General features: G+C 57.3%; 13 protein-coding genes. 1 reads left to right on the top strand and 12 read right to left on the bottom strand.

The annotated features are described in order from the left end of the window. Positions 1-320: 320 nt before the first annotated feature. The 12 genes from cysG to ACOZ42_RS16425 all read right to left on the bottom strand — a co-directional run bounded on the left by cysG (position 321) and on the right by ACOZ42_RS16425 (position 17779). Positions 321-1775, bottom strand: a complete 1455-nt coding sequence (gene cysG / locus ACOZ42_RS16480; protein ID WP_240209118.1) for a siroheme synthase CysG — start codon at positions 1773-1775, stop codon at positions 321-323. A 1-nt stretch (position 1776) separates the two neighbouring features. Continuing rightward, positions 1777-3486 (bottom strand): assimilatory sulfite reductase (NADPH) hemoprotein subunit, encoded by a 1710-nt coding sequence (gene cysI, locus ACOZ42_RS16475; RefSeq protein WP_426345382.1) that lies wholly within the window; start codon positions 3484-3486, stop codon positions 1777-1779. Between the two features lie 11 nt (positions 3487-3497). Further along, positions 3498-5330 (bottom strand): assimilatory sulfite reductase (NADPH) flavoprotein subunit, encoded by a 1833-nt coding sequence (locus ACOZ42_RS16470; RefSeq protein ID WP_219235355.1) that lies wholly within the window; start codon positions 5328-5330, stop codon positions 3498-3500. 154 nt (positions 5331-5484) lie between these two features. Continuing rightward, the gene (locus ACOZ42_RS16465; RefSeq protein WP_336580015.1) at positions 5485-7149 is read right to left on the bottom strand and encodes an AMP-binding protein; all 1665 of its coding nucleotides are present in this window, start codon (positions 7147-7149) and stop codon (positions 5485-5487) included. Between the two features lie 23 nt (positions 7150-7172). Further along, the gene (locus tag ACOZ42_RS16460; RefSeq protein WP_003803002.1) at positions 7173-7745 is read right to left on the bottom strand and encodes a chalcone isomerase family protein; all 573 of its coding nucleotides are present in this window, start codon (positions 7743-7745) and stop codon (positions 7173-7175) included. A 19-nt stretch (positions 7746-7764) separates the two neighbouring features. Next, positions 7765-8283, bottom strand: a complete 519-nt coding sequence (locus tag ACOZ42_RS16455) for a DUF4442 domain-containing protein (protein WP_003803000.1) — start codon at positions 8281-8283, stop codon at positions 7765-7767. A 9-nt stretch (positions 8284-8292) separates the two neighbouring features. Further along, the gene (locus tag ACOZ42_RS16450; protein ID WP_003802999.1) at positions 8293-9618 is read right to left on the bottom strand and encodes an OmpP1/FadL family transporter; all 1326 of its coding nucleotides are present in this window, start codon (positions 9616-9618) and stop codon (positions 8293-8295) included. 125 nt (positions 9619-9743) lie between these two features. After that, positions 9744-11687 (bottom strand): 3-hydroxyacyl-CoA dehydrogenase NAD-binding domain-containing protein, encoded by a 1944-nt coding sequence (locus tag ACOZ42_RS16445; RefSeq protein ID WP_240209117.1) that lies wholly within the window; start codon positions 11685-11687, stop codon positions 9744-9746. Beyond that, positions 11684-12979: an acetyl-CoA C-acetyltransferase gene (locus ACOZ42_RS16440; RefSeq protein WP_003802997.1), complete on the bottom strand. Its 1296-nt coding sequence runs from the start codon at positions 12977-12979 to the stop codon at positions 11684-11686. The genes ACOZ42_RS16445 and ACOZ42_RS16440 overlap by 4 nt, the downstream gene beginning before the upstream one ends. Next, on the bottom strand, positions 12976-15321 hold the full coding sequence (locus ACOZ42_RS16435) for an acyl-CoA dehydrogenase (RefSeq protein WP_003802996.1): 2346 nt from the start codon (positions 15319-15321) through the stop codon (positions 12976-12978). The genes ACOZ42_RS16440 and ACOZ42_RS16435 overlap by 4 nt, the downstream gene beginning before the upstream one ends. A 270-nt stretch (positions 15322-15591) precedes the next feature. Then, positions 15592-16245 carry a TetR/AcrR family transcriptional regulator gene (locus tag ACOZ42_RS16430; protein WP_426345381.1) on the bottom strand — a complete coding sequence of 218 codons (654 nt, stop codon included), beginning with the start codon at positions 16243-16245 and terminating at the stop codon, positions 15592-15594. A gap of 106 nt (positions 16246-16351) precedes the next feature. Beyond that, entirely contained in the window at positions 16352-17779 is a 1428-nt protein-coding gene (locus tag ACOZ42_RS16425; RefSeq protein WP_059318604.1) for an NAD-dependent succinate-semialdehyde dehydrogenase, read from the bottom strand. Between the two features lie 825 nt (positions 17780-18604). Between ACOZ42_RS16425 and ACOZ42_RS16420 the strand changes: the two genes are divergently transcribed. Beyond that, the gene (locus ACOZ42_RS16420; protein ID WP_426345380.1) at positions 18605-20146 is read left to right on the top strand and encodes a TolC family outer membrane protein; all 1542 of its coding nucleotides are present in this window, start codon (positions 18605-18607) and stop codon (positions 20144-20146) included. The last annotated feature ends 19 nt before the right edge of the window (positions 20147-20165 follow it).

Below are 20165 nucleotides of genomic sequence, written 5' to 3'. Positions count from 1 at the left end.
CTTTGGAGTGTGCAGAAGCATGAGGAATTGCTCAGTGATGAGTGTTTCCAGACTGTCAGCATCTCCCAAGCCAAGAGCCTTAAGAAAAAAGCCCTCAACGTTTTTGAATGTTGAGGGCTTTGGCGATTTTTGTCTGAAACCATGCCGGCCAGTGACCTCGTCAGCAGCGAGCGCCGCCGGTTGAGTTTGTCGTCCTTCTGCCTGTCTTGCTGATGATTCCCTGTTCAGAGACGTAACCTTGTGTCTGAATTGCTCGCCATAACGGCCCGGCGCGGCGAGAAAACCTGCTTTGAGATCGAGGCCCGTGTCTGGGCTGGCAATCAGGCTGCGGCAAGCGCCTTGTCCAACGTTGGTTCAATGACGGCACGGGGACTTAATTGATCAATCAACTCGCCATACCAGGACAAGGTACTGCCCAGGGTCACGACCTGACCAATTACCAAAATGCACGGACTGGCAAACTGATGTTGCTGGGCATCTTGGGCAATGGTGTCCAGGGTGGACAACAAGGTGCGCTGCTCCGGGCGTGAGCCGTTTTCAATCAGGGCGCAGGGTGTGGAGGCACTGCGGCCACGCTGTACCAGCTCATGGCTAAAGCCCAGGATTTGCTGCAAGCCCATGTAGACAGCGACTGTTTGGCTAGTATCGAGCAAAGGATTCCAATCCTCGATTCCGTGCCCGCTTTTGCGATGTGCCGTTACGAACTGCACGGACTGTGCGTGCTCACGGTGCGTCAGCGGGATGCCGCTATAGGCGGCACATGCGATGGCAGCCGTGATGCCGGGCACCACCTCAAACGCGATACCATGCTCGGCCAGATGCTCCAGTTCTTCGCCGCCCCGGCCAAAAATAAAGCCATCGCCGCCTTTCAGGCGCACGACGGTCTGGCCAGCGCGGGCGTAGTCAATCATCAGCTGATGAATGCGGTGCTGGGTTTGATGATGGTCCTCGCCCAACTGTTTGCCCACAAAAATACGATGGGCGTCACGGCGGGCCAGTTCCATCACCTGATCGGATACCAGGCGATCGTACAGAATCACGTCGGCACGGTTCAGCGCGCGCAAGGCGTGCAGGGTCAACAGTCCGGGATCGCCTGGGCCGGCGCCCACCAGAATGACACGACCTTGAGAGGCACGGGGGGCTTCAGGCTCTTGCAGCGCGTTTTCCAGGCTAAGACGTGCCTGTTCATCCTGGTGGCTGCGAAGGGCGGCGCCCACCGGGCCATCCAGCAACCAGTCGTAAAACCGGCGGCGCGCACCCAGCTCGGGGCGGGCGCGTCGAATGGCGCTGCGGTACTCTTGCGCCAGACGGCTGATCGCCCCCAGACTGTGGTCCAACATGGTTTCCAATTGCTCCCTGACTCGTCGTGCCAGCATGGGGGCCGAACCGGCCGAGGAAATGGCAATAATCAGGGGGGAACGATCCACGATAGCAGGCACTTGAAAGCTGGACAGCTCGGGGTCGTCCACCACATTGACCAGAATGCGCGCTTCCTGGGCGTCCTGGGCGATCACCTGGTTTACTTCCCGCTTGTCGGTTGCGGCAATGATCAACCAAGCCCCCTGCAGGTGCAGGGCCTGGTAGCGTTCCCGGATCAGGGTAATGCGTCCCTGACGAGCCAGAGCTTCCAGGCTGTCCACCACATAAGGGGCGACTAGCGTGACCTGAGCTCCGGCAGCCAGGACCAGACGTACTTTGCGCTCGGCAATTTCGCCACCGCCGATCACCAGTACTGCACGTTGTTTCAAGTTGGCGAATAGAGGAAAGAGGTTCATGTCAGGCCGGCTGTAAAACCAGGGGAATCAGACGGCTCGTGGGTTCGGTAATGACGCCGACGCGCACCAGGAAATCTCCGAAGTGCTCATCTGGCAGACGCTCGGCTGCGAAACGGCCAAACAGCTCGTCCAGAATGCTCAGGATTTCCGGTTCGGCAATATTCTGACGATAGATCACGTTCAGACGTTCGCCGCTGAAGTTGGCTCCCAGGCGCAAGTCATAGCGGCCCAGTGCGCGTCCAACCAGTGCAATTTCACCCAGGTAAGGGCGGGCGCAGCCGTTGGGGCAACCGGAAATGCGCAGCACAATGCGCTCATTACGCAGCTGGTATTTGTCCAGCAGGGTTTCCAGCTTGGGCAACAGGATGGGGGCGTAGCGTTCGCTTTCGGCCATGGCCAGACCGCAGGTGGGCAAAGAGACGCAGGCAATCGTGCTGCTGCGTATGCCACTTTGCGTTTGATATACGTCCAGCTTGTGGTCGGCCACCAGTTTGTCGATAGCGGTTTTATCCGCCTCGGGAACGTCGGCAATAATCAGGTTCTGGTTGCAGGTCAGCCGGAAATGGCCTTGATGAATCTTGGCGATTTCACGCATGCCGCTTAGCCAGGGACCTGTTTCGGTATCCATGAGGCGTCCCGAATCCACCCGCAGGGTCAGGTGCCAGCGGCCATTGTTGCCTTGAATCCAGCCAAAACGGTCGCCATTGTGGTCAAAGTGATAGGGCCTTGAAGGCTCCAGAGTATGACCACTGCGGTTTTGTACCTCTTCCAGAAACCAGTCTGCCCCCAGCTTGTCCACGGTGTACTTGAGACGGGCATGACGACGTTCATCTCGATTACCGTGGTCCCGTTGGGTGGTGATGATGGCCTCGCATACCGCCAATATCTGTTCGGGGCGCGCAAAGCCGATCACGCTGCCCAGGCGCGGATACGTGGTTTCATCTCCGTGGGTGGCGCCCATACCGCCGCCGATCGCCACGTTAAAGCCCTGCAATTGATTGTTGTCGATAATGGCGATCAGGCCGATGTCCTGCGCAAATACGTCCACATCATTCAAAGGCGGCACGGCAATACCAATCTTGAACTTGCGAGGCAGGTAGGTTTTGCCGTAAAGCGGCTCGAAATCCTCGCCGTCAATGGCGTCTTCGACTTTTTTGCCATCCAGCCAGATTTCGGCGTACGCGCGGGTTTTGGGCAGGAAGGTTTCAGAAATCTTGTCAGCCCACTCTTGTACCAGGCCGTGCTGCTCGGACAGCAGGGGGTTGGTTGCGCTGACAACCTGGCGGTTCACATCGCCGCAGGTTGCCAGGGTGGTGGACAAGGCGTCGTTAATGGCGCGCAGGGTGGGTTTTAAAAATGGCTTGCGTACGCCGTGCCATTGAAAGGTCTGACGGGTGGTAATGCGCAGGCCGAACTGGGCCCAGTCACAGGCGATCTTGTCAAATGCCAGCCACTGGGCAGGCGTCACCACGCCACCGGGCAAGCGGGCGCGAATCATGAAGCTAAAGGCCGGCTCCAGCTTTTGCTTGCGGCGTTCTTCGCGCTGGTCGCGATCGTCTTGCTGATAGCTGCCGTGAAATTTCAGCAGTTTGTTGTCGTCTTCGCTGATGGCGCCGGTAATGGGATCGGCCAAACCCTCGGTAATGCTACCGCGCAGATAGTGGCTATCAATCTTGACCTGTTCGATAGCGGCGATTTTCTTTGTTGTCATGTCCTTGCTTCTCAGTAAACGTCGCGGGCGTAGCGGCCCTGCGCCGAGAGTTCTTCCAACCAGCTGCGAGCCTGGTCTGCATCCAGTCCGCCTTCCTGCTGCGCTATTTTTTGCAGGGTCTGGTGAACGTCTTTAGCCATTTGTGTGGCATCGCCGCATACATAAATATGGGCACCGCCCTGAATCCAGGCATAGACTTCGGCCGCTTTTTCCAGCAGGCGATGTTGAACGTATATCTTGTTTTCCTGATCCCGCGAGAAAGCCAGATCCAGGTGCTGCAACTGCCCATCCTGCAAGGCGCGCTGCCATTCGGTCTGATAGAGGAAATCAGAGTGAAAGTGCGGATTGCCAAAAAAGAGCCAGTTGCGGCCTTTACCGCCCTGGATACCGCGTTCCTGTACAAAAGCCCGGAAGGGAGCAACCCCAGTGCCGGGGCCAATCATGATGACGTCCCGGTCGTTGTCCTCAGGCAGGCGAAAACGCGTATTGGGATCGATAAAGACCGGCACGGTATCGCCTTCGCTGCGGCTGGCCAGATAGTCCGAGGCGACGCCCCACCGATCCTGTCCGTTGAACTGGTAGTGCACATTGGCGACGGTCAGATGTACTTCCTCGTCCACTTCGGACTGGCTTGATGCGATGGAGTACATGCGCGGTGCCAGAGGGCGCAAGGCTTGTACCAGCTCGGCGGCGCTCCAGGTGGCCGGGAAGCGTTCCAGTACGTCCAGTACTTGATGGGTCTTTAGCAACGCTTGCAAGGTGTTCAAACCGTCTGGCCCTACGGCTGTTTGCAGCACGGTATCGCTGTTGCGTTTGGCCAGTTCCACCAGGAAAGGTTTGGTCAGTTGGGTGAGTTCGCGGTAGTGGCTGAGCCATGCTTGCAGCGTGTGCGAGGTGCCCTGAATGGTGACGGTTTCGGTCGGGTCCAGTTTCAAGGTTTGAATGACGGCTTCAACCAGCTTGGCATTTTGTGTAGGCCAGACACCCAGTGCATCACCGGGTTGGTACTGCAGGCCACTGCCTTCCAATGACAGCTCATAGTGATAGATAGTGCGGGTGCTGTCACGGCCCGTGATGCTTTGACTTTGCAGGATGGTGGCCTGGAAGGGATTATCACGGGTATAGCTGCTACGCGCTGGGGTTTCCAGTACGGTGACGTTACTCGATTGCGCAGCAGGCGAGTCTGCTGCAGCGTGGGCCTGGTGATCCGTTTCCAGAAAAGCAAAAGCCTTGTCCTGCCAGGGGGCGGCTACCGTATCAATATCCAGATCGGCCAGGCCAGTATCCAGGATGCGCTCTGCCCCCAGAGCGACCAGACGTTGATCGATTTTTTCCGCGATCCCACAGAACAAGGGGTAGCTGGAGTCGCCCAGACCCAGCACGCCAAACTTCAATCCGGGCAGTTTGGGAGCGCGGGCACCGGAGAGGAATTCGAAAAATCCGATGGAGTCGTCGGGTGGGTCGCCTTCGCCCTGCGTGCTGATAATGACATACAGCAAACGCTCTTCTTTCAGCTCGCGCGTGGGGTAGCGGTCGGCGCGCAGCAGGCGCACGGCAATACCGGCCGCCTCACACCGTTGAGCAAAAGCTTCGGCGACGCGTTGAGCATTGCCCGTTTGACTGCCAAACACAATGGTGGCAGGACGTTGGGCGGGGGCAGCGGCGGCCGGTACCAAAGACAGTTCAGGAGCGGCCGGCACCTGAACGGGAAGCCCGTTATGGCGTATTTGTGCGACCCCTGCGAGATAACCGGACAGCCAGTTCAGGGACAGCGGATCGAGCTCTTCGGTGATTTGGGCAATCGCGGTGCGATTCGTTTCCGAGAGGCGGGACAGGGCGTGCATTCTGACACTCGCTTATATGAATAGTTTGTCCCATTCTAAAGAGCGGTATCAGGGTGACGAACGATCTGATTCTTATTTGTTTATGAATACGCCGGTTAATGAAAAAGGGGCATAAGCCCCTTTCATCTTCGTCTAAGCCTGCGCCAAATACGTGCTAGGGACGCAGTTCCCGTCGCAGGATTTTGCCAACGTTGGTGCGTGGCAAGTCGTCGCGGAATTCAACATAGCGTGGCGCCTTGTACCCGGTCAGGTTCTTGCGGCAAAAGGCAATGACCTCTTTTTCAGTCAGCGCGGGATTACGGCTGATGACATAGAGCTTGACCACTTCACCGGCTTTCTCGTCGGGAACCCCAACGGCGGCAGCCTCGACAATATCCGGGTGCTGCGCGGCAACCGCTTCGACTTCATTGGGATAGACATTAAAGCCCGAAACCAAAATCATGTCTTTTTTACGGTCAAGCAAAAACACGTATCCGTGCTCATCCATATAGCCGATGTCACCCGTGCGCAAAAAGCCGTCCCGGTCAAAGACCTTGGCGGTCTCATCGGGGCGCTGCCAATAGCCAGGGGTCACTTGCGGGCCGCGAATGCACAGTTCGCCTGTTTCTCCCAAAGGCAGGTCGTTCTGGTTTTCATCACGGATGCGGATGTCGGTCGAGGGTACGGGCAGACCAATTGATCCGGTAAATTCCAGCTTATCCAGGGGGTTGATGGTGGCGGCTGGCGAAGTTTCTGTCAGGCCATACGCCTGTGCCAGGGGTTTACCGGTTGCTTCCAGCCAACGCTTGGCGACGACTTGCTGTACTGCCATACCGCCGCCCAGCGTAAAGCGAAGCGAGGAAAAATCCAGTTTGCGGAACTCGGCATTGTTCAGCATGGCGTTGAACAAGGTATTTACGCCGGTAATGGCGGTAAAGCGCAGCTTGGCCATGTCCTTGATCATGGACGGAATATCGCGTGCATTGATGATCAGCAGGTTCTCCGCCCCGAGGCGAAGAAACACCAGCAGGTTCGCGGTGAAGGCGAAGATATGGTAGAGCGGCAGGGCGGTCACCACGCAGTCGATCTGGCCTTCTTTGAGGTAGGGGCGAATCCAGGCCAGGGCCTGGCTCAGGTTCGAGACCAGATTACCGTGCGTCAGAATGGCGCCTTTGGCTACGCCCGTGGTGCCACCGGTGTACTGCAGACATGCAATGTCGTCGTGGGTCAGGGTGACCGGGGCAGGGGGGCGGGTACGGCCCTTTGCCAGCACCGATTTAAAGGACAGGGAACCGGGCAAGGACCAGGCAGGCACTCCCTTCTTGATATGGCGCACCACTTGGTTGACCAGCCACCCTTTAACGCTGCCCAGGCAGTCTCCCACACTGGTCACAATAATTCGCTTGATGGGAGTCTCGTGCAGGATTTCTTGCAGTACGTGCGCAAAGTTTTCAGCAATGATGATGGTCTCTGCGCCGCTGTCCTGCAGTTGGTGACGCAGCTCCCGGGCGGTATACAGTGGATTGGTATTGATAATGGTGGCCCCGCTGCGCAATACGCCATACAGGCTGATGGGGTACTGCAGCATATTGGGCATCATCAGGGCGACTCGGTCGCCTTTTTTCACACCCTGGCTTTGCAGCCAACTGGCCAGCGCCAGGGCATTTTCAGACAGTTCACGAAAGCTCATGCGCTTGCCCATGCTGATATAGGCCGTGCGCTGCGCGAACTCGGTGCAGCTTTGTTCAAATACATCCAGCAGGGATGAGTACTGCTGGGCCTGATCTTCGATCGTGGCAGGAATACCGGCGGGGTAGCTCTGCAGCCAGACTTTATCCATGAAGCGCTCCGAGGCGTGTAGGTTCAAGACAATCCCAGCAGGGCCTTTTTGAGCGATTCTTGGGCAGGTTTCTTGCCTAACCAGATTTTCAACAAGGCAGGGGTCAGCCCCGGGTGAGAGAGCTCGCCCAGCATTTTGTCGTTAAACAGGATTCTGACCTGGGGGGAGTTCATGTCCAGAATCACGATATCGCCCTCTTTGGCTTGCCCCACCTGGCGCATCAGATCCTCAAACTGTTTAAGGACCGGGTCCAGGTCTTGTTTTTCAGGATCGGTTAGGTTGTTGTGAATGCCTTCTTTCAGTGCATCGATCAGGGTTTGGGCATCCAGATCGCGTTTGAGAACCAAGCGAACCTGATGCGGCCCGGGGGACTGGATGATGGCTTGGGCATCCTGCGACGGGGAGGCGGTATACAAGGCGGCGACGTACACATCAAAAACAACTTTCTTGCGCAGGCCTGCCCCATTGAGTGTCAGGCTTTGTTGGTCCACCATGACGGCATCAGGCACGGAGACCTGCGCGACGGTGGCCGCCTGAACGGCGGGTAGCCCAAGGGACAGACTTAAAATCAGGGCGGCACAGCGGGGGGTAAACATGAAGCGGTCCTCCTGCAAATTAGCGTGATTGTGATTTCTGCTTGTAAAAGTGGGCGTCGGCAATGTAGATGGTGCGTTCCACCGTGGTGTAGACCTGTCCTTGCGGGTCCTGGATGTGTACGGTGAAGGTGGCTTCAGCCTCGTGATACTGGTCTAGCTGTCCTCGTATTGCGTCCAGTTCTTCCGGACGGATTTGAAAATCGGCGTACAGAGTCTGATAACCGGGACGGCGATACTGGATCTCTGCATTTTTGTCCCACACGATCACAGGGCGTTGCAGGCCGGCCAGCAGCATGGTGGCGTGTACGCCGTCCGTGATGGCAAACAGGGAACCGCCAAATAAGGAGCCATTGATATTGCGGGTGCGTCGACGCAATGGCAGGCGTACGACGATGTGCTGCAGGTTTGGGGAAACTTTATGGACCCGCCCCCCGGTTGCCCGGAAGGCGGGGTGCCAGTTAAAGCCCAGCTGCAAAAAGCGGGCACGCCAGGTGGGAGGCAGGCGTGCGAGCAGCTCCATGCGGCGACTGCGGGCCATGGTGCATCCTTAGAAGCGGTAGGTGAACTGCACGCCCAGAATGTCGCCACTGTTTTTATAGGTACCGCGAGTCAGGCCGCGATTGACGACATCGGTGTTGTTGTTCATATCTGTATTTTTCAGGAACAAGTGGGTGTAGCCGATATCCCAGGTGGCGTTTTTGCTGGGGCGGTATTGCGCACCCAGAGACACCCAGTAACGATCGCTGTCAGGCAACGCAGTGGGGCGGTAGTTTTCATCACGTACTGGCGATTGGTCCCAGGCCACCCCCCCTTTGAGGGTCCATTGCTCGTTGTAATGGTAATTGGCGCCCAGGGCGACGCGCCAGGCGTCCTTGAATTTCAGTTCCAGACCGGAATCCCGGGCGCCGGGGCCACTGTTTTCGATAGTCAGGCGCGGAATGCTGCTCCAGCCGGTCCAGGATACGTCGGCCAACAATTGCCAGCGCGAGTTCAGGTCGTGTACCAGACTGACAATGGCAGTGTCAGGCAGCTTGATGGTGGCTTCGGCATCCCAGTTGATATTGGGTGCAGGAATGCCGGCGGGGACATTGCGATTGCGCAGCTTGGTGTCACCATCAGCCGTGATCTTAATCTGGGAGCGGTAGGACACGCCCAAACGTGTGCTGGGGGTCAGTTGATAGAGTAAGCCGGCGTTCCAACCCCATGCGTCGCCCTTCATCTTGACGCGGGTGTCCATATCCAGGGGGCCCAGTGCAGGATGGTAGCCGACCGGCGTGGCCAGGCGGTAGTCCGCGTCAATGTGCAGCCAGTTCACCCCCACACCGAACGACAATTGGTCGTTGACCTTGTAGGCCACCGAAGGGTTGACGTTGACGGTTTCAATGGCGAATTTTTCGGAGTGATAACGACCAATCCAGCCTTCATCGTATTCGGTAGTCAGACCAAACGGTACACCAATCCCCAGACCCACCCACCATTTGGGCGAGAGCTGGTGAGACAGATAAATATTGGGAACTGCCGCTACTTTACCTGCATCGCCGCCCGAGCCGCCGGTTGCCGGACGGCTGGCGCCACCAGTCAGAGCCAGGGGGTCGGTACTGCCTTTATCGGAGAATTTGAACGTGGGTTTGATGACATTCAAGCCGGCCGAGAAGTTGTTGTCGGGCAGCAGGGTCATGCCAGCCGGGTTGAAGTAGATCGTGCTGGCATTTTCACCAATGGCAGCCGAGCCTGCGTAGGCATTGCCCAGGCCGCTCGCATTTTGTTCGAGCAAGTTGAAACCAGCCGCATGGGCCTGGCCCATGCCCACGCTCATTCCCAGAGGAATGAGCAAGGCAGGAATGGTACGCAAAGCTACAACCGTCTTTTTCATGTCTCTTCTCCAAGGTATAGGTGCGACGTCTGACAGAGGCTTATGATAAGTTTTAAAACACCTGTTTGTTTTCTATGGTGCATGACCTAGGCCAATCGGCGTATAGGTATTTGTGCCAATTCGAGCTAATTGCGTTGTTTTTGTGTTGCTTTGTAATGCAGCGGCCCTCCCCGGAAGGGGGCAAAGCCTGTACCGAAAATGACGCCTGCATCGGCCAGATCTTCGTTTTGCACCACCCCGATGCGCACCTGGTGCTCCGTCTGTTCGATCAGGGGCTTGATCAGGCGATCTGCCAGACCGCTGGGTATCGTTCCTGCGGGTGGCTTCTGGGCTTTGCCATCTTTCCAGGTATAGAAACCCTGGCCCGTTTTACGACCCAGCTCCTGGCGATCCAAATGGCTTTTCAGGCAGGCGGGCATGACGGCCTGCTGGCTAAGTTGCGCACCGGCATCCCGGGCAATGTCCAGACCTACCGTGTCGGCCAGTTCAAGTGGTCCCATCGGCATGCCGAACTGGACCATGGCTTTGTCCACGGTGGCCGGCTCCAGTCCTTCGTCCACACAGCGCATGGCCTCGAGCATGTAGGGCGCCAAGACGGCATTGACTAAAAACCCCGGGCTGTCTTTGACGGGCAAAGGCAACTTGCCGATCTGGTTCACAAAGGCGTAGGCGGTGCTGCGTACGTCAGGTGCGAGCAATTCGCTTTCCACGACCTCAACCAACGGCATGCGAGAGACCGGGTTAAAGAAGTGAATGCCCACCAGTCGCTGCGGATTGATCAGATTCAGGCTGAGCTCGGACAAAGGCAAACTGGAGGTATTGGTCGCCAGAATGGCCCCCGGCTTCAACAACGGCTCTATCGTGGTGTACAGGCTGCGCTTGGCGTCGGCGTTCTCGAAGATTGCCTCGAGCACCAGATCCGCTGAAGCGATGCCATGACCGTTCGGGTCCGGGATCAAACGATCCAGCGCCGCCTGCACCAGCCTGCGGTCTTTCAGACGGCGCTGGAACAACTTGGCGGCCCGCCCCTGAGCCTGTGCGATCCGCTCTCGGTCCTGATCCTGCAAGGTCACTCGCAGGCCTTTGAGAGCACATACTGCAGCAATATCGCCGCCCATGACGCCCGCACCTACGACATGAATATGACTGAGCACTTGTGATGAGGCGTGTTTGCCGATGCTCTTTAGCCGCTCCTGCAGGTGAAAGACACGCAGCAGGTTGGCTGCGGTGTCAGAGCGGGTGATCTGTTCAATCAGCTCGGGTGCTTTCAGCGCGTTGCCATTGTGTTTCTCCCAAATTTCCAAAATGGCGCGAGGGGCTTGATAGTGTTGATACGGATCACGTTTTTCCAGTTGCTGGCGTATCTGGCGAGCCACCAGGGGACGTAGCAGCTTGCTGTTCATCAGACGGGGCAAGCCCTGGGCACGACGAGGTTTTTTACCGCTGAGAACCTGCTTGACGGCCGCTTGCCGGGCCAGACGCACCGGGGCGCAGGCATCGACGATGCCCAGACGGGCTGCCTTGCGCGCATCGACGCTTTTGCCACTGAGCATCAGGTCCATGGCGGCAGCCGGGCCGATGTATTCAGGCAGGCGCAACATTCCTCCCCAGCCTGGGAAGATACCCAGCATGACTTCGGGCAGAGCCAGGCGCGTGTCGTCCTGATCCACGGCCAGGCAGTAGCGACACGCCAGGGCCAGCTCCAGTCCCCCGCCCAGGCAGTGGCCTTGTACCAGTGCCAGGGTCGGATAGGTTTGCTTGGCCAGTTTGTTGAACACCGTCCAGCCGCGCGTGACCAATGCCAGACCCTTTTCAGGATTGTTGCCGTGTTCGGAAAACTCGTCGATATCAGCCCCCGCGATAAATCCGGCGGCTTTGCCTGAGTAAATGATCAACGCTTTTGGGGGATGGCCGCTCAGGTAATCCAGGGCCTGATTCAGTTCTTGCAACACGAGTGCAGAGAGTCGATTGACCGAACTGCCCACACAGTCGATTTTCAGCCAGGCAATGTGCTGATCGTCCGTATGCAGGGTGAAGTTTTGCAAATCCAAGGTAGCGACAGGCATCATGATTCAGTTCCTTGCAGCGATTCGATCAACATGGCGCCGCCCTGGCCACCGCCAATACAAATGGCGGCCATGCCCAGACGCAAGTTGCGACGACGCAGGGCATGCAGGCAATGCAGTACGATTCGGGCGCCAGAGGCGCCCACCGGGTGGCCGATCGCAATTGCGCCACCGTCCACGTTGAGCTTGTCCATGTCCAGCAAGCCCAGGGCATCACGTCCCAGATGCGTCTGGCACCATTGCTGATCGTCCCATGCAGCGCGACATGCCAGCACTTGCGCCGCAAAGGCTTCGTTGATTTCCCACAAGTCCGGGCCATTCAAGGCCAAACGATTGCGTTCCAGAATCGGTGTGGCCGCAAATACCGGCCCCAAACCCATGGTGGCCGGGTCCAGTCCCGCCCACTGGGCATCCACAATTCGGCCTATCGGTTTGAGCTGGTGCTCTTTGACGGCTGTCTCGCTGGCCAGAATCAACAACGCAGCGCCATCGGTGACCTGTGAGCTGTTGCCCGCTGTGATGTTGCCCCAGGGCGGGTCAAAGACCGGACGCAGCTTGGCCAGCTTGTCAGGTGTGGAGTCCGCACGTACGCCATCATCGTTCGGGTAGCTGTTGCCGCGCGTATCGCTGAGCGGCACGATTTCTTCAAACGCGTGTTCGTGTTGCGCACGCAGAGCCAGACGATGGCTGCGAGCGGCAAATTCGTCCATGTCCTGACGGCTGATGCCAAATTGATGGGCCAGAATTTCTGCGGTCTGCCCCATGGATAAGCCGACTACGGGGTCTGTCAGCCCCTTGAGCAATCCGATGACGGGTTTCAGGTAAGACAGCCGCAGGCTGCCCAGTGCTTTCAGACGTGCGCCCATGCTGCGAGCTTTGCCCCAGCCTGCCAGCCAGCGAACCATATCGTCGCTGAACAGGATGGGGGCGTGAGACAGGGCATCTACGCCGCCGGCCAGTACCAGTTGCGAGCGACCGGTTTGGATGGCCTGCACACCTGAATCGAGCGCTTGCATGCCCGAAGCGCAGTTGCGCATCACGGTCCAGCCCGGCACTTTGTGGCCGGTGCCCAGACGCAGACCCAGCACCCGGCCAATATTGGTTTCATCGGGCGACGGAGCCGCGCAACCCAGAATGACTTCGCTGAGCTGCGACGCCTCAAAGGGTTGGCGTAGCAAAAGCTCGCGGCCGGTTTGTACCGCCAGGTCTCCCGCTGAGAACGGGCCGGGCGCGTTACGCGCTTTCAGAAACGGGCTGCGTGCGCCGTCAATAATATAGACCGGTTGAAAACTCATGCTTGGCTCCCACTGGTGGTTTCAGTGGCGGCGCGTTCCCGGCGCAGATCGAAAGGGAAATCGTCCACGGCGATCACTCGGTCGCGCAGGACATCGCGCGCCTGAATTTGCTCGAACTCTTGAGCGCTGATTCCGCCTGCCTGGAAGACCGCTTCGGCTATATCACGTACGTTGGCCTTGGGGTTGTCCTGCAACTGACCGCTCTTTTCGAACTGACGGATTTTCGCGTCAATATCGCGAGTATTCAGAGCCGCCAGCAATGCCGCTTCGATAGCGCCCACGGGCTCCTTGTCATCGTTGGGCAGATAGGTGTCGTAGGTCAGGCGGTCACGAGTGGGGCCGGGTCGGGTCAACAGTTTGGCGACGGCATGATCCAGCTTGTCATTGGGCCCCAGGCGGCGCAGGCCTAGCGGAAAGACCAGCAGGCGCAGCAGGCCAGCCAAAGGTCGGTTCGGAAAGTTTTCCAGCACCTTGTCCAGGGCATGCTGTGTGCGCATCAAGGCATCCTGGGCCGCCCAGTGAGCTAAAGGCGCATCTTCTTGTTGACGGCCTTCGTCCTGGTAACGCTTGAGGACCGCGCTGAGCATATAGAGTTCGGACAGTGCATCTCCCAGACGAGAGGAGAGGCGCTCGCGCATTTTCAGAGAGCCGCCCAGCACCAGCATGGAAGCATCGGCCAACAAGGAAAAGGCTGCGCTGTAACGGCTGGCCTGACCGTAGTAGGGATGCATGGACTTGGCTGTGCCCGTGGGGCCACTTAGCAAACGCCAGCCACCCAGGCCTAGCCAGAAAGAACGGCCCGTGTTGGCCAGAGTGTAACGAACGTGAGCCCAGAAGGCTTGGTCAAACTTGCGCAGTCCAGCTTCACGATCCGGGTCCAGCGCAGCAGTCATTTCTTCCAGAATGAAAGGATGGCAACGGATCGCGCCCTGACCAAAAATAATCAGGCTGCGCGTCAGAATATTGGCGCCTTCTACCGTGATGCCGACTGGTATTTGTTGGTAGGCGCGACCCAGGAAATTGGAGGGGCCCAGGCAAATGCCTTTGCCGCCGATCACATCCATCCCGTCGTTAACCACCATGCGGCCCCGCTCGGTCACATGGTATTTGACGATGGCTGAGACGACGGATGGCTTTTCGCCCAGGTCCACCGCCGCGGCTGTCATGGTGCGGGCGGCATCCATGGCATAGGTGTGGCCAGCAATGCGAGCCAGCGCTTCTTCCACACCTTCAAACTTGCTGATGGCGCTGCGAAACTGGGTGCGTACGGCGGAATACCCGCCTACCGCGCGGCTGGTTAACTTGGCCATGCCGGTAAACGAGGAGGGCAAGGAGATGGAGCGCCCTGCCGCCAGACACTCCATCAGCATGCGCCAGCCTTGCCCGGCCATGGCAGGGCCACCAATAATGAATTCCAGTGGCATGAAGACATCGTTACCGCGGGTCGGGCCATTCATGAACATGGCGTTCAAAGGGAAGTGACGACGACCGGTCTCTACCCCTGGGTGATCGCTGGGGACCAGGGCGCAGGTGATGCCAATGTCTTTCTCTCCCCCGAGCAAGCCGTCCGGGTCATAGAGGCGAAAGGCCAGTCCCAGCAAGGTGCATACCGGGGCCAGAGTGATGTAGCGCTTGTCCCAGGTGACGCGCATGCCCAGTACTTCCTGACCTTCCCATTCGCCTTTGCAGACAATCCCTACATCGGGAATGGCCGCCGCATCGGAACCGGCCCATGGGCTGGTCAGGGCGAAAGCGGGGATGTCACGGCCATCAGCCAGACGGGGCAGATAGTGTTGCTTTTGCTCATCGGTGCCGTAATGCAGTAGCAGCTCGGCCGGGCCTAGTGAGTTGGGCACCATGACCGACACGGACAGGGCCGAGTTGCGTGTCGAGAGCTTGGCCACCACGGCCGAGTGCGCCTGTGCCGAGAAACCGCGACCACCGTATTCCTTGGGAATAATCAGACTGAAAAAGCGGTTTTCTTTCAGGTAGTTCCAGACTTCGACGGGCATGTCGAAGTCTTCCTGGCTGACTTGCCAGTCATCAATCATGGCGCAGGCCACATTGACTTCATTGTCCAGAAACTGACGCTCTTCCTCGGTGAGCCGATAGGCGGGGTAAGCGCTCAAGGTATTCCAGTTGGGTTTTCCACGAAACAGCTCACTTTCCCACCAGACTGTCCCTGCCTCCAGCGCATCGCGCTCAGTTTGGGACATGGCGGGCAAAACACTGGAAAAGGCACGGTAAATTGGGCGACTGAGCCACTTAGTGCGTAGATTCCGGTTTTTGAGAACGTAGACGCAGCCAAGCACCAGCAGTATCAATAGCAAGGTCAGAAACATAGCAACTCCGGACTAGCTCAAAAAGAAAAAGAATGCCCCCATGCAGCCCCTTCAGCGTGCTGCCCCCTGAGGGGGCGCTTTGTACCGTGGGACGGCTTGGCGGTAGGAAAATTACCCCCATGCTGCGCCGCTGGCTTGTTGCCCCCTTGGGGGGCGTTTTGTCCCTCGGTACGGCTCAGCGGCAAAAACACCTTCATGCTTACCTGAGGCTTGTCGTTCCCTAACAGTACGGTTCGCCTCGGTGCAGCCCGACTGCCAGGACCTCGCAGATCAGTTGCTGGCCGGCAAAGGGGCCCGTAATCCACCCAGCAGAAAACTCATCAGACGCTGTTGCAATTGCTGCTCACTTTCAGGAGAGTCGTTAAGGGGCAATTGCAAGGCCCGACGCAATGATTGGGTGCCCATCAGGGCATACGAAGTAGCACCCAGCATGAAATGGAATCGCCAGATGATTTCTTCTTCCGGCACGGTGGGCAGCGCCTCGTGCAAAGCCTGCTTGAAAGGAAGAAAGATGGCGACTTGTTCGTCCCAGCAGATGGACTGAATAAAGTCTTGTGGCGCTGGACGATCCTGTCCGGGCAAAGGAATGAACGAGCGTGGAGCGCCCTTGCCTGAACCGGCTAGACGTATCAGCGGGCCAAAAAAGGCATCGACCACCTGAGATGCTTTCAACGGTCCATCACCGGCTTGCTGGCGATAAAAAGCCAGCTTTTCCAGCCGCTCTTGATTGATGCTGTTCAGGCGGCGTTGAAATACAGCCTGTGTCAGTCCGTCTTTACTGCCGAAGTGATAATTGACAGCCGACAGGTTCACCTTGGCCTGCGCTGTAATCTGGCGCATGGAGGTGTTTTCGTGGCCATACAGCGCGAAAAGATGCTCGGCTGCGTCGAGAATGGCGGACTGTGTCCGATCAGAGCGTTTCACCGTTATTTCCTAATTTCAAACGAGTGTTTGAATAATTTAACGGGAATACACAATTAGTACAGTAGGGGTTCACCCTAGCCCCGTAAAGCGGGGCCAGGAGCCATTCTTAGATCTGTGTCACAAATTTGGTGACTAAGTATCCGTCAAAGGTTTCAGTCCCGCCTTCACTGCCAATGCCACTGTCTTTGACTCCTCCGAAGGGAGTTTCGGGCAAAGAGCTGCCAAAGTGATTGATGTTGACCATACCCGATTCCAGTTCTGTGCCCAAGCGATGCGCAGCCTGTAAGGATTGCGTAAAGGCGTAGGCCGATAAACCGTAAGGCAGGCTGTTGGCGCGGGCGATGGCATCGTCCAGATCATGATAGCGGGTCAGGGGGGCGATGGGGCCGAAGGGCTCTTCGGTCATGACCAGTGCATCGTCAGGTAAGTCGGTCAGTACCGTAGGCGAGAAAAAGAAACCGTCGCGTTTGATCTGCTCGCCTCCCAGCACGACTTTGCCGCCCAGCGAACGGGCGTTGTCGACAAACTTTTGCATCATGGGAATACGGCGTTCGTGGGCCAAGGGGCCCATCTGTGTATCCGGGTCCAGGCCGTCTCCCACCTTCACATTCGCCAATTCTTCGGTAAAGCGGTCCACGAACTGGGTATAGATGTCGTCGTGAATATAAAAGCGTGTGGGTGAAATGCACACCTGCCCGGCATTGCGTATTTTGAACCGGGCGAGCTGACGAGCAGCGCGGGCGACATCGGCATCGGGCAGGACCAGAACGGGCGAGTGCCCTCCCAGTTCCATGGTGATGCGTTTCATATGAGCGCCGGCCAGCGCTGCCAACTGCTTGCCAACGGGGACTGAGCCGGTAAACGAGACTTTACGCACGATGGGGGAGCGGATCAGATAATCCGAGACCTCTTGTGGAATGCCCCAGACAATATTCAATACGCCCGGTGGCAAGCCCGCATCGTGAAAGGCCTGGGCAATGGCCATGACTGCGCTGGGGGAGTCCTCCGGGCCTTTCAGAATAATGGTGCAGCCCGCTCCGATGGCGGCGCAGATTTTCCGAATGGCCTGGTTATAGGGGAAGTTCCAGGGTGTGAACGCAGCGCAGACACCGATAGGCTCGCGCAGCACCAGTTGCTGCACTTTTGGATTGCGGGCAGGGATGACGCGACCATAAATCCGGCGGCACTCTTCGGCGTGCCAATCCGCATGGTCGGCGCAGGACATGATCTCGCCGACGGCCTCGGCCAAAGGCTTGCCTTGATCCAGCGTCAAATTGCGGCCAATCTCCTGCGCGCGTTCACGGGACAGTTCCGCCACCTTGCGCAAGATGGCACTGCGGTCCATCGGGGAACTGTGACGCCAGCTTTTGAATGCGGCTTGGGCGGCGCTCAGTGCGGCATCCAGATCGGCCTGTGACGCCAGCGGCAGTTGGCCTAGCGTGCTGCCGTTGGCCGGGTTGATGACGGCCTGGGTCTGGCGACCTTGTCCATCCAGAAATTGACCATTGATATACAGGGCCAGGTGTTGATACATGTGCGGCCTCCAAGTTGAGTGTTGCTCACTGAATACGTATCTTCCGATGGTATCGGGCAGGCAGAGGTGGGACAAGCGCCAGGGAGTGGACAACTGGTAAGCGATGGTTCTAAGAAGCGACCAAAGGGGCCTGGCACAGGGGGGAACGCGCGATTGCTATAAGTTTTTGATTACAAGTATTTTTTTCAATTCCTTGTACAAGGAAGTAAAAAGAAACCAAACTGCAATGGGAAACGGTTACAAGTGAGTTATTGTCGACAATAAAGAAAGTTATATGTTGGCCCCGTAAATTCCTTTTACCGACAGATGAGATTTAGATCGGTAGACGATGTAACCCAAATGCTTATTAAGGTGAAAGTTTTTTGTAGATTATTACCAACGGTGCTGAGCGTGACTTATGACACAATGGTTTGTCGTTAAGCGCCTAATATCTTGGAGTCGTTTAATTTCATGGCGTTATTGCTGATTTTGTCACAGGCTATTTATCATTTTTAACATTGTGATCGACGAAGAGCTTTGTAATTTAAGATACAATTTGTCCTGTGATCGACGTAGAGAGTTTCACCTTTCTCTATACGAAAAGTCACAAATAGACACAAGGTTATGCTCCAAGAATACAGGTCAGAAGCCTGTAGCTCCGCCTTGTCTTGCCCCGGTCCATTATGAACATACTGCTGCGGCTGGCGTCAGGTTTGCCAGCCTTAGATGTAAATCCTATGTGCAATACATAGGTGTTGGGCCCTCGGGTGGTGTTCCTTTCGCTTATCTTAAGTGGCACACCGATCCCACTCTTCTTTCATTTTTGTACTTAAATATGATCCGGCCATGCGTTGCAACGCTGACGCGAGGACGTCTGTTGCGGACGCGGCTCAGGATCTTACGGAGGCCGACGTGCGTGGTAAGAAAACTCTAACGGTAAGTTCGCTGCTGACAGCGTTACTACTGGCGCAGCCAGCGCTTGCCCAGCAGGAAAACAGCTTGAGCTTCAAGGACAGTATTGAGCGGGCAATTATGTCCAACCCTGAACTTGGCGCTCGCTTTCAGGATTTCCAGTCGGCGCTGGAAGGCCAGAATGTGGGCCGGGGTGCCTTGATGCCCGAAATCAATGCTCAGGGCTGGGTCGGTAAAGAATGGCGGGGTGGTACATCGAGTGCGCCATCGGTCAACTGGACCCGTAATGGCTACAGCCTGCAATTGCGTCAATTGATCTTTGATGGTTTCTCCTCGATCAATCAAGTGCGTCAATTGGGCTACGAAAAACTGGCTACTTACTATGAGTTGCTGGCGTCGGTAGATTCGCTGGCCCTGGAAGCGGCCAATGCGCACATTGATGTGTTGCGTTACCGCGAAATGGAAAAGCTTGCCCGTGAAAACTATGGCATGCACCTGAACATTCTGAGCCAGATTCAGGAGCGTTCCGAATCGGGCGTAGGCCGTGGTGTGGATCTGGAACAGGCCTATGGTCGCCAAGCCCTGGCCCAAAGCAATATGATGACCGAAGCGGGCAATCTGAATGACGTGTTGCAGCGTTACCGCCGTATTGTGGGCGTGCCTGCGCCGGAAGTATTGCAGGCCGCACCCAGCCTGAGCGAGTCCATCCCTGCCAAGACCGTGGACTTCCTGCCTTCTTTGCGTACCAGCCCGGTAATTCTGGCTAAACAAGCTTTGTACCAGGCCGCCGAGTCGGGCAAGCATGTAGCCCAAGGTCGTCTGTCGCCAACGCTGGAGTTGCGCGCTGCCACTGGTAAAGACAAGACTGACCCCCCAGGTGCATCTGCCTACCGTGATTCACAAAGCAGCAATGTGCAGTTGATGCTGTCGTACAACCTGTTCCGAGGTGGTGCTGATGCCGCCCGCATCCGTCAAACCACGGCTCAACAGTATGCTGCCCGCGATGTGCGCGACTACACCTGCCGCAACGTACAGCAGGATCTGGCAGTGGCTTGGAACAATATCGAGCGTCTGCGTGCCCAGTTGCCTTTCCTGAAGCAGCACGAACTGGCGACCTCCAAGGTGCGAGTTGCCTATATGCAGCAGTTCCAGATTGGTCAACGCTCTTTGCTGGACTTGCTGGATACGGAAAACGAGCTGTTTGATGCCCGTCGCGCGCTGGCCAATGCCACTTACGATCTCCAGCAAGCTGAATACCGTTGGTTGACTTTGTCGCACCGCCTGGTGTCGTCCGTAGGCCTGTCCCAGCCCTACTCGGAACAACCTGAAGAAGCGGCCAAGCTCGATTTTCCTGAAGAAGCGTTCAAGGCATGTATGACACCGGTTCCAGATACGTCTAACCTGATGCCAGTCTCTGTTGATTATCGCGACGGCATGGCCCCGCCTGTCCTGCGCGAGAAGGCAGCCGGACTTTAATATCTGCCTGATGGCGTAC

Source organism: Alcaligenes sp. HNGD-HTN06 (assembly GCF_049932565.1).
Taxonomy (GTDB): domain Bacteria; phylum Pseudomonadota; class Gammaproteobacteria; order Burkholderiales; family Burkholderiaceae_B; genus Alcaligenes; species Alcaligenes ammonioxydans.
This window is presented reverse-complemented; position numbering and strand designations above follow the sequence as displayed.

Excerpts from the sequence above, each read along its gene's own strand:
- ACOZ42_RS16425 (WP_059318604.1), bottom strand. The coding sequence starts at position 17,779 with ATGTATCAACACCTGGCCCTGTATATCAATGGTCAATTTCTGGATGGA.
- cysG (WP_240209118.1), bottom strand. The coding sequence starts at position 1,775 with ATGAACCTCTTTCCTCTATTCGCCAACTTGAAACAACGTGCAGTACTG.
- cysI (WP_426345382.1), bottom strand. The coding sequence starts at position 3,486 with ATGACAACAAAGAAAATCGCCGCTATCGAACAGGTCAAGATTGATAGC.
- ACOZ42_RS16435 (WP_003802996.1), bottom strand. The coding sequence starts at position 15,321 with ATGTTTCTGACCTTGCTATTGATACTGCTGGTGCTTGGCTGCGTCTAC.
- ACOZ42_RS16420 (WP_426345380.1), top strand. The coding sequence starts at position 18,605 with ATGCGTTGCAACGCTGACGCGAGGACGTCTGTTGCGGACGCGGCTCAG.
- ACOZ42_RS16445 (WP_240209117.1), bottom strand. The coding sequence starts at position 11,687 with ATGATGCCTGTCGCTACCTTGGATTTGCAAAACTTCACCCTGCATACG.
- ACOZ42_RS16465 (WP_336580015.1), bottom strand. The coding sequence starts at position 7,149 with ATGGATAAAGTCTGGCTGCAGAGCTACCCCGCCGGTATTCCTGCCACG.
- ACOZ42_RS16460 (WP_003803002.1), bottom strand. The coding sequence starts at position 7,745 with ATGTTTACCCCCCGCTGTGCCGCCCTGATTTTAAGTCTGTCCCTTGGG.
- ACOZ42_RS16440 (WP_003802997.1), bottom strand. The coding sequence starts at position 12,979 with ATGAGTTTTCAACCGGTCTATATTATTGACGGCGCACGCAGCCCGTTT.
- ACOZ42_RS16455 (WP_003803000.1), bottom strand. The coding sequence starts at position 8,283 with ATGGCCCGCAGTCGCCGCATGGAGCTGCTCGCACGCCTGCCTCCCACC.
- ACOZ42_RS16470 (WP_219235355.1), bottom strand. The coding sequence starts at position 5,330 with ATGCACGCCCTGTCCCGCCTCTCGGAAACGAATCGCACCGCGATTGCC.
- ACOZ42_RS16450 (WP_003802999.1), bottom strand. The coding sequence starts at position 9,618 with ATGAAAAAGACGGTTGTAGCTTTGCGTACCATTCCTGCCTTGCTCATT.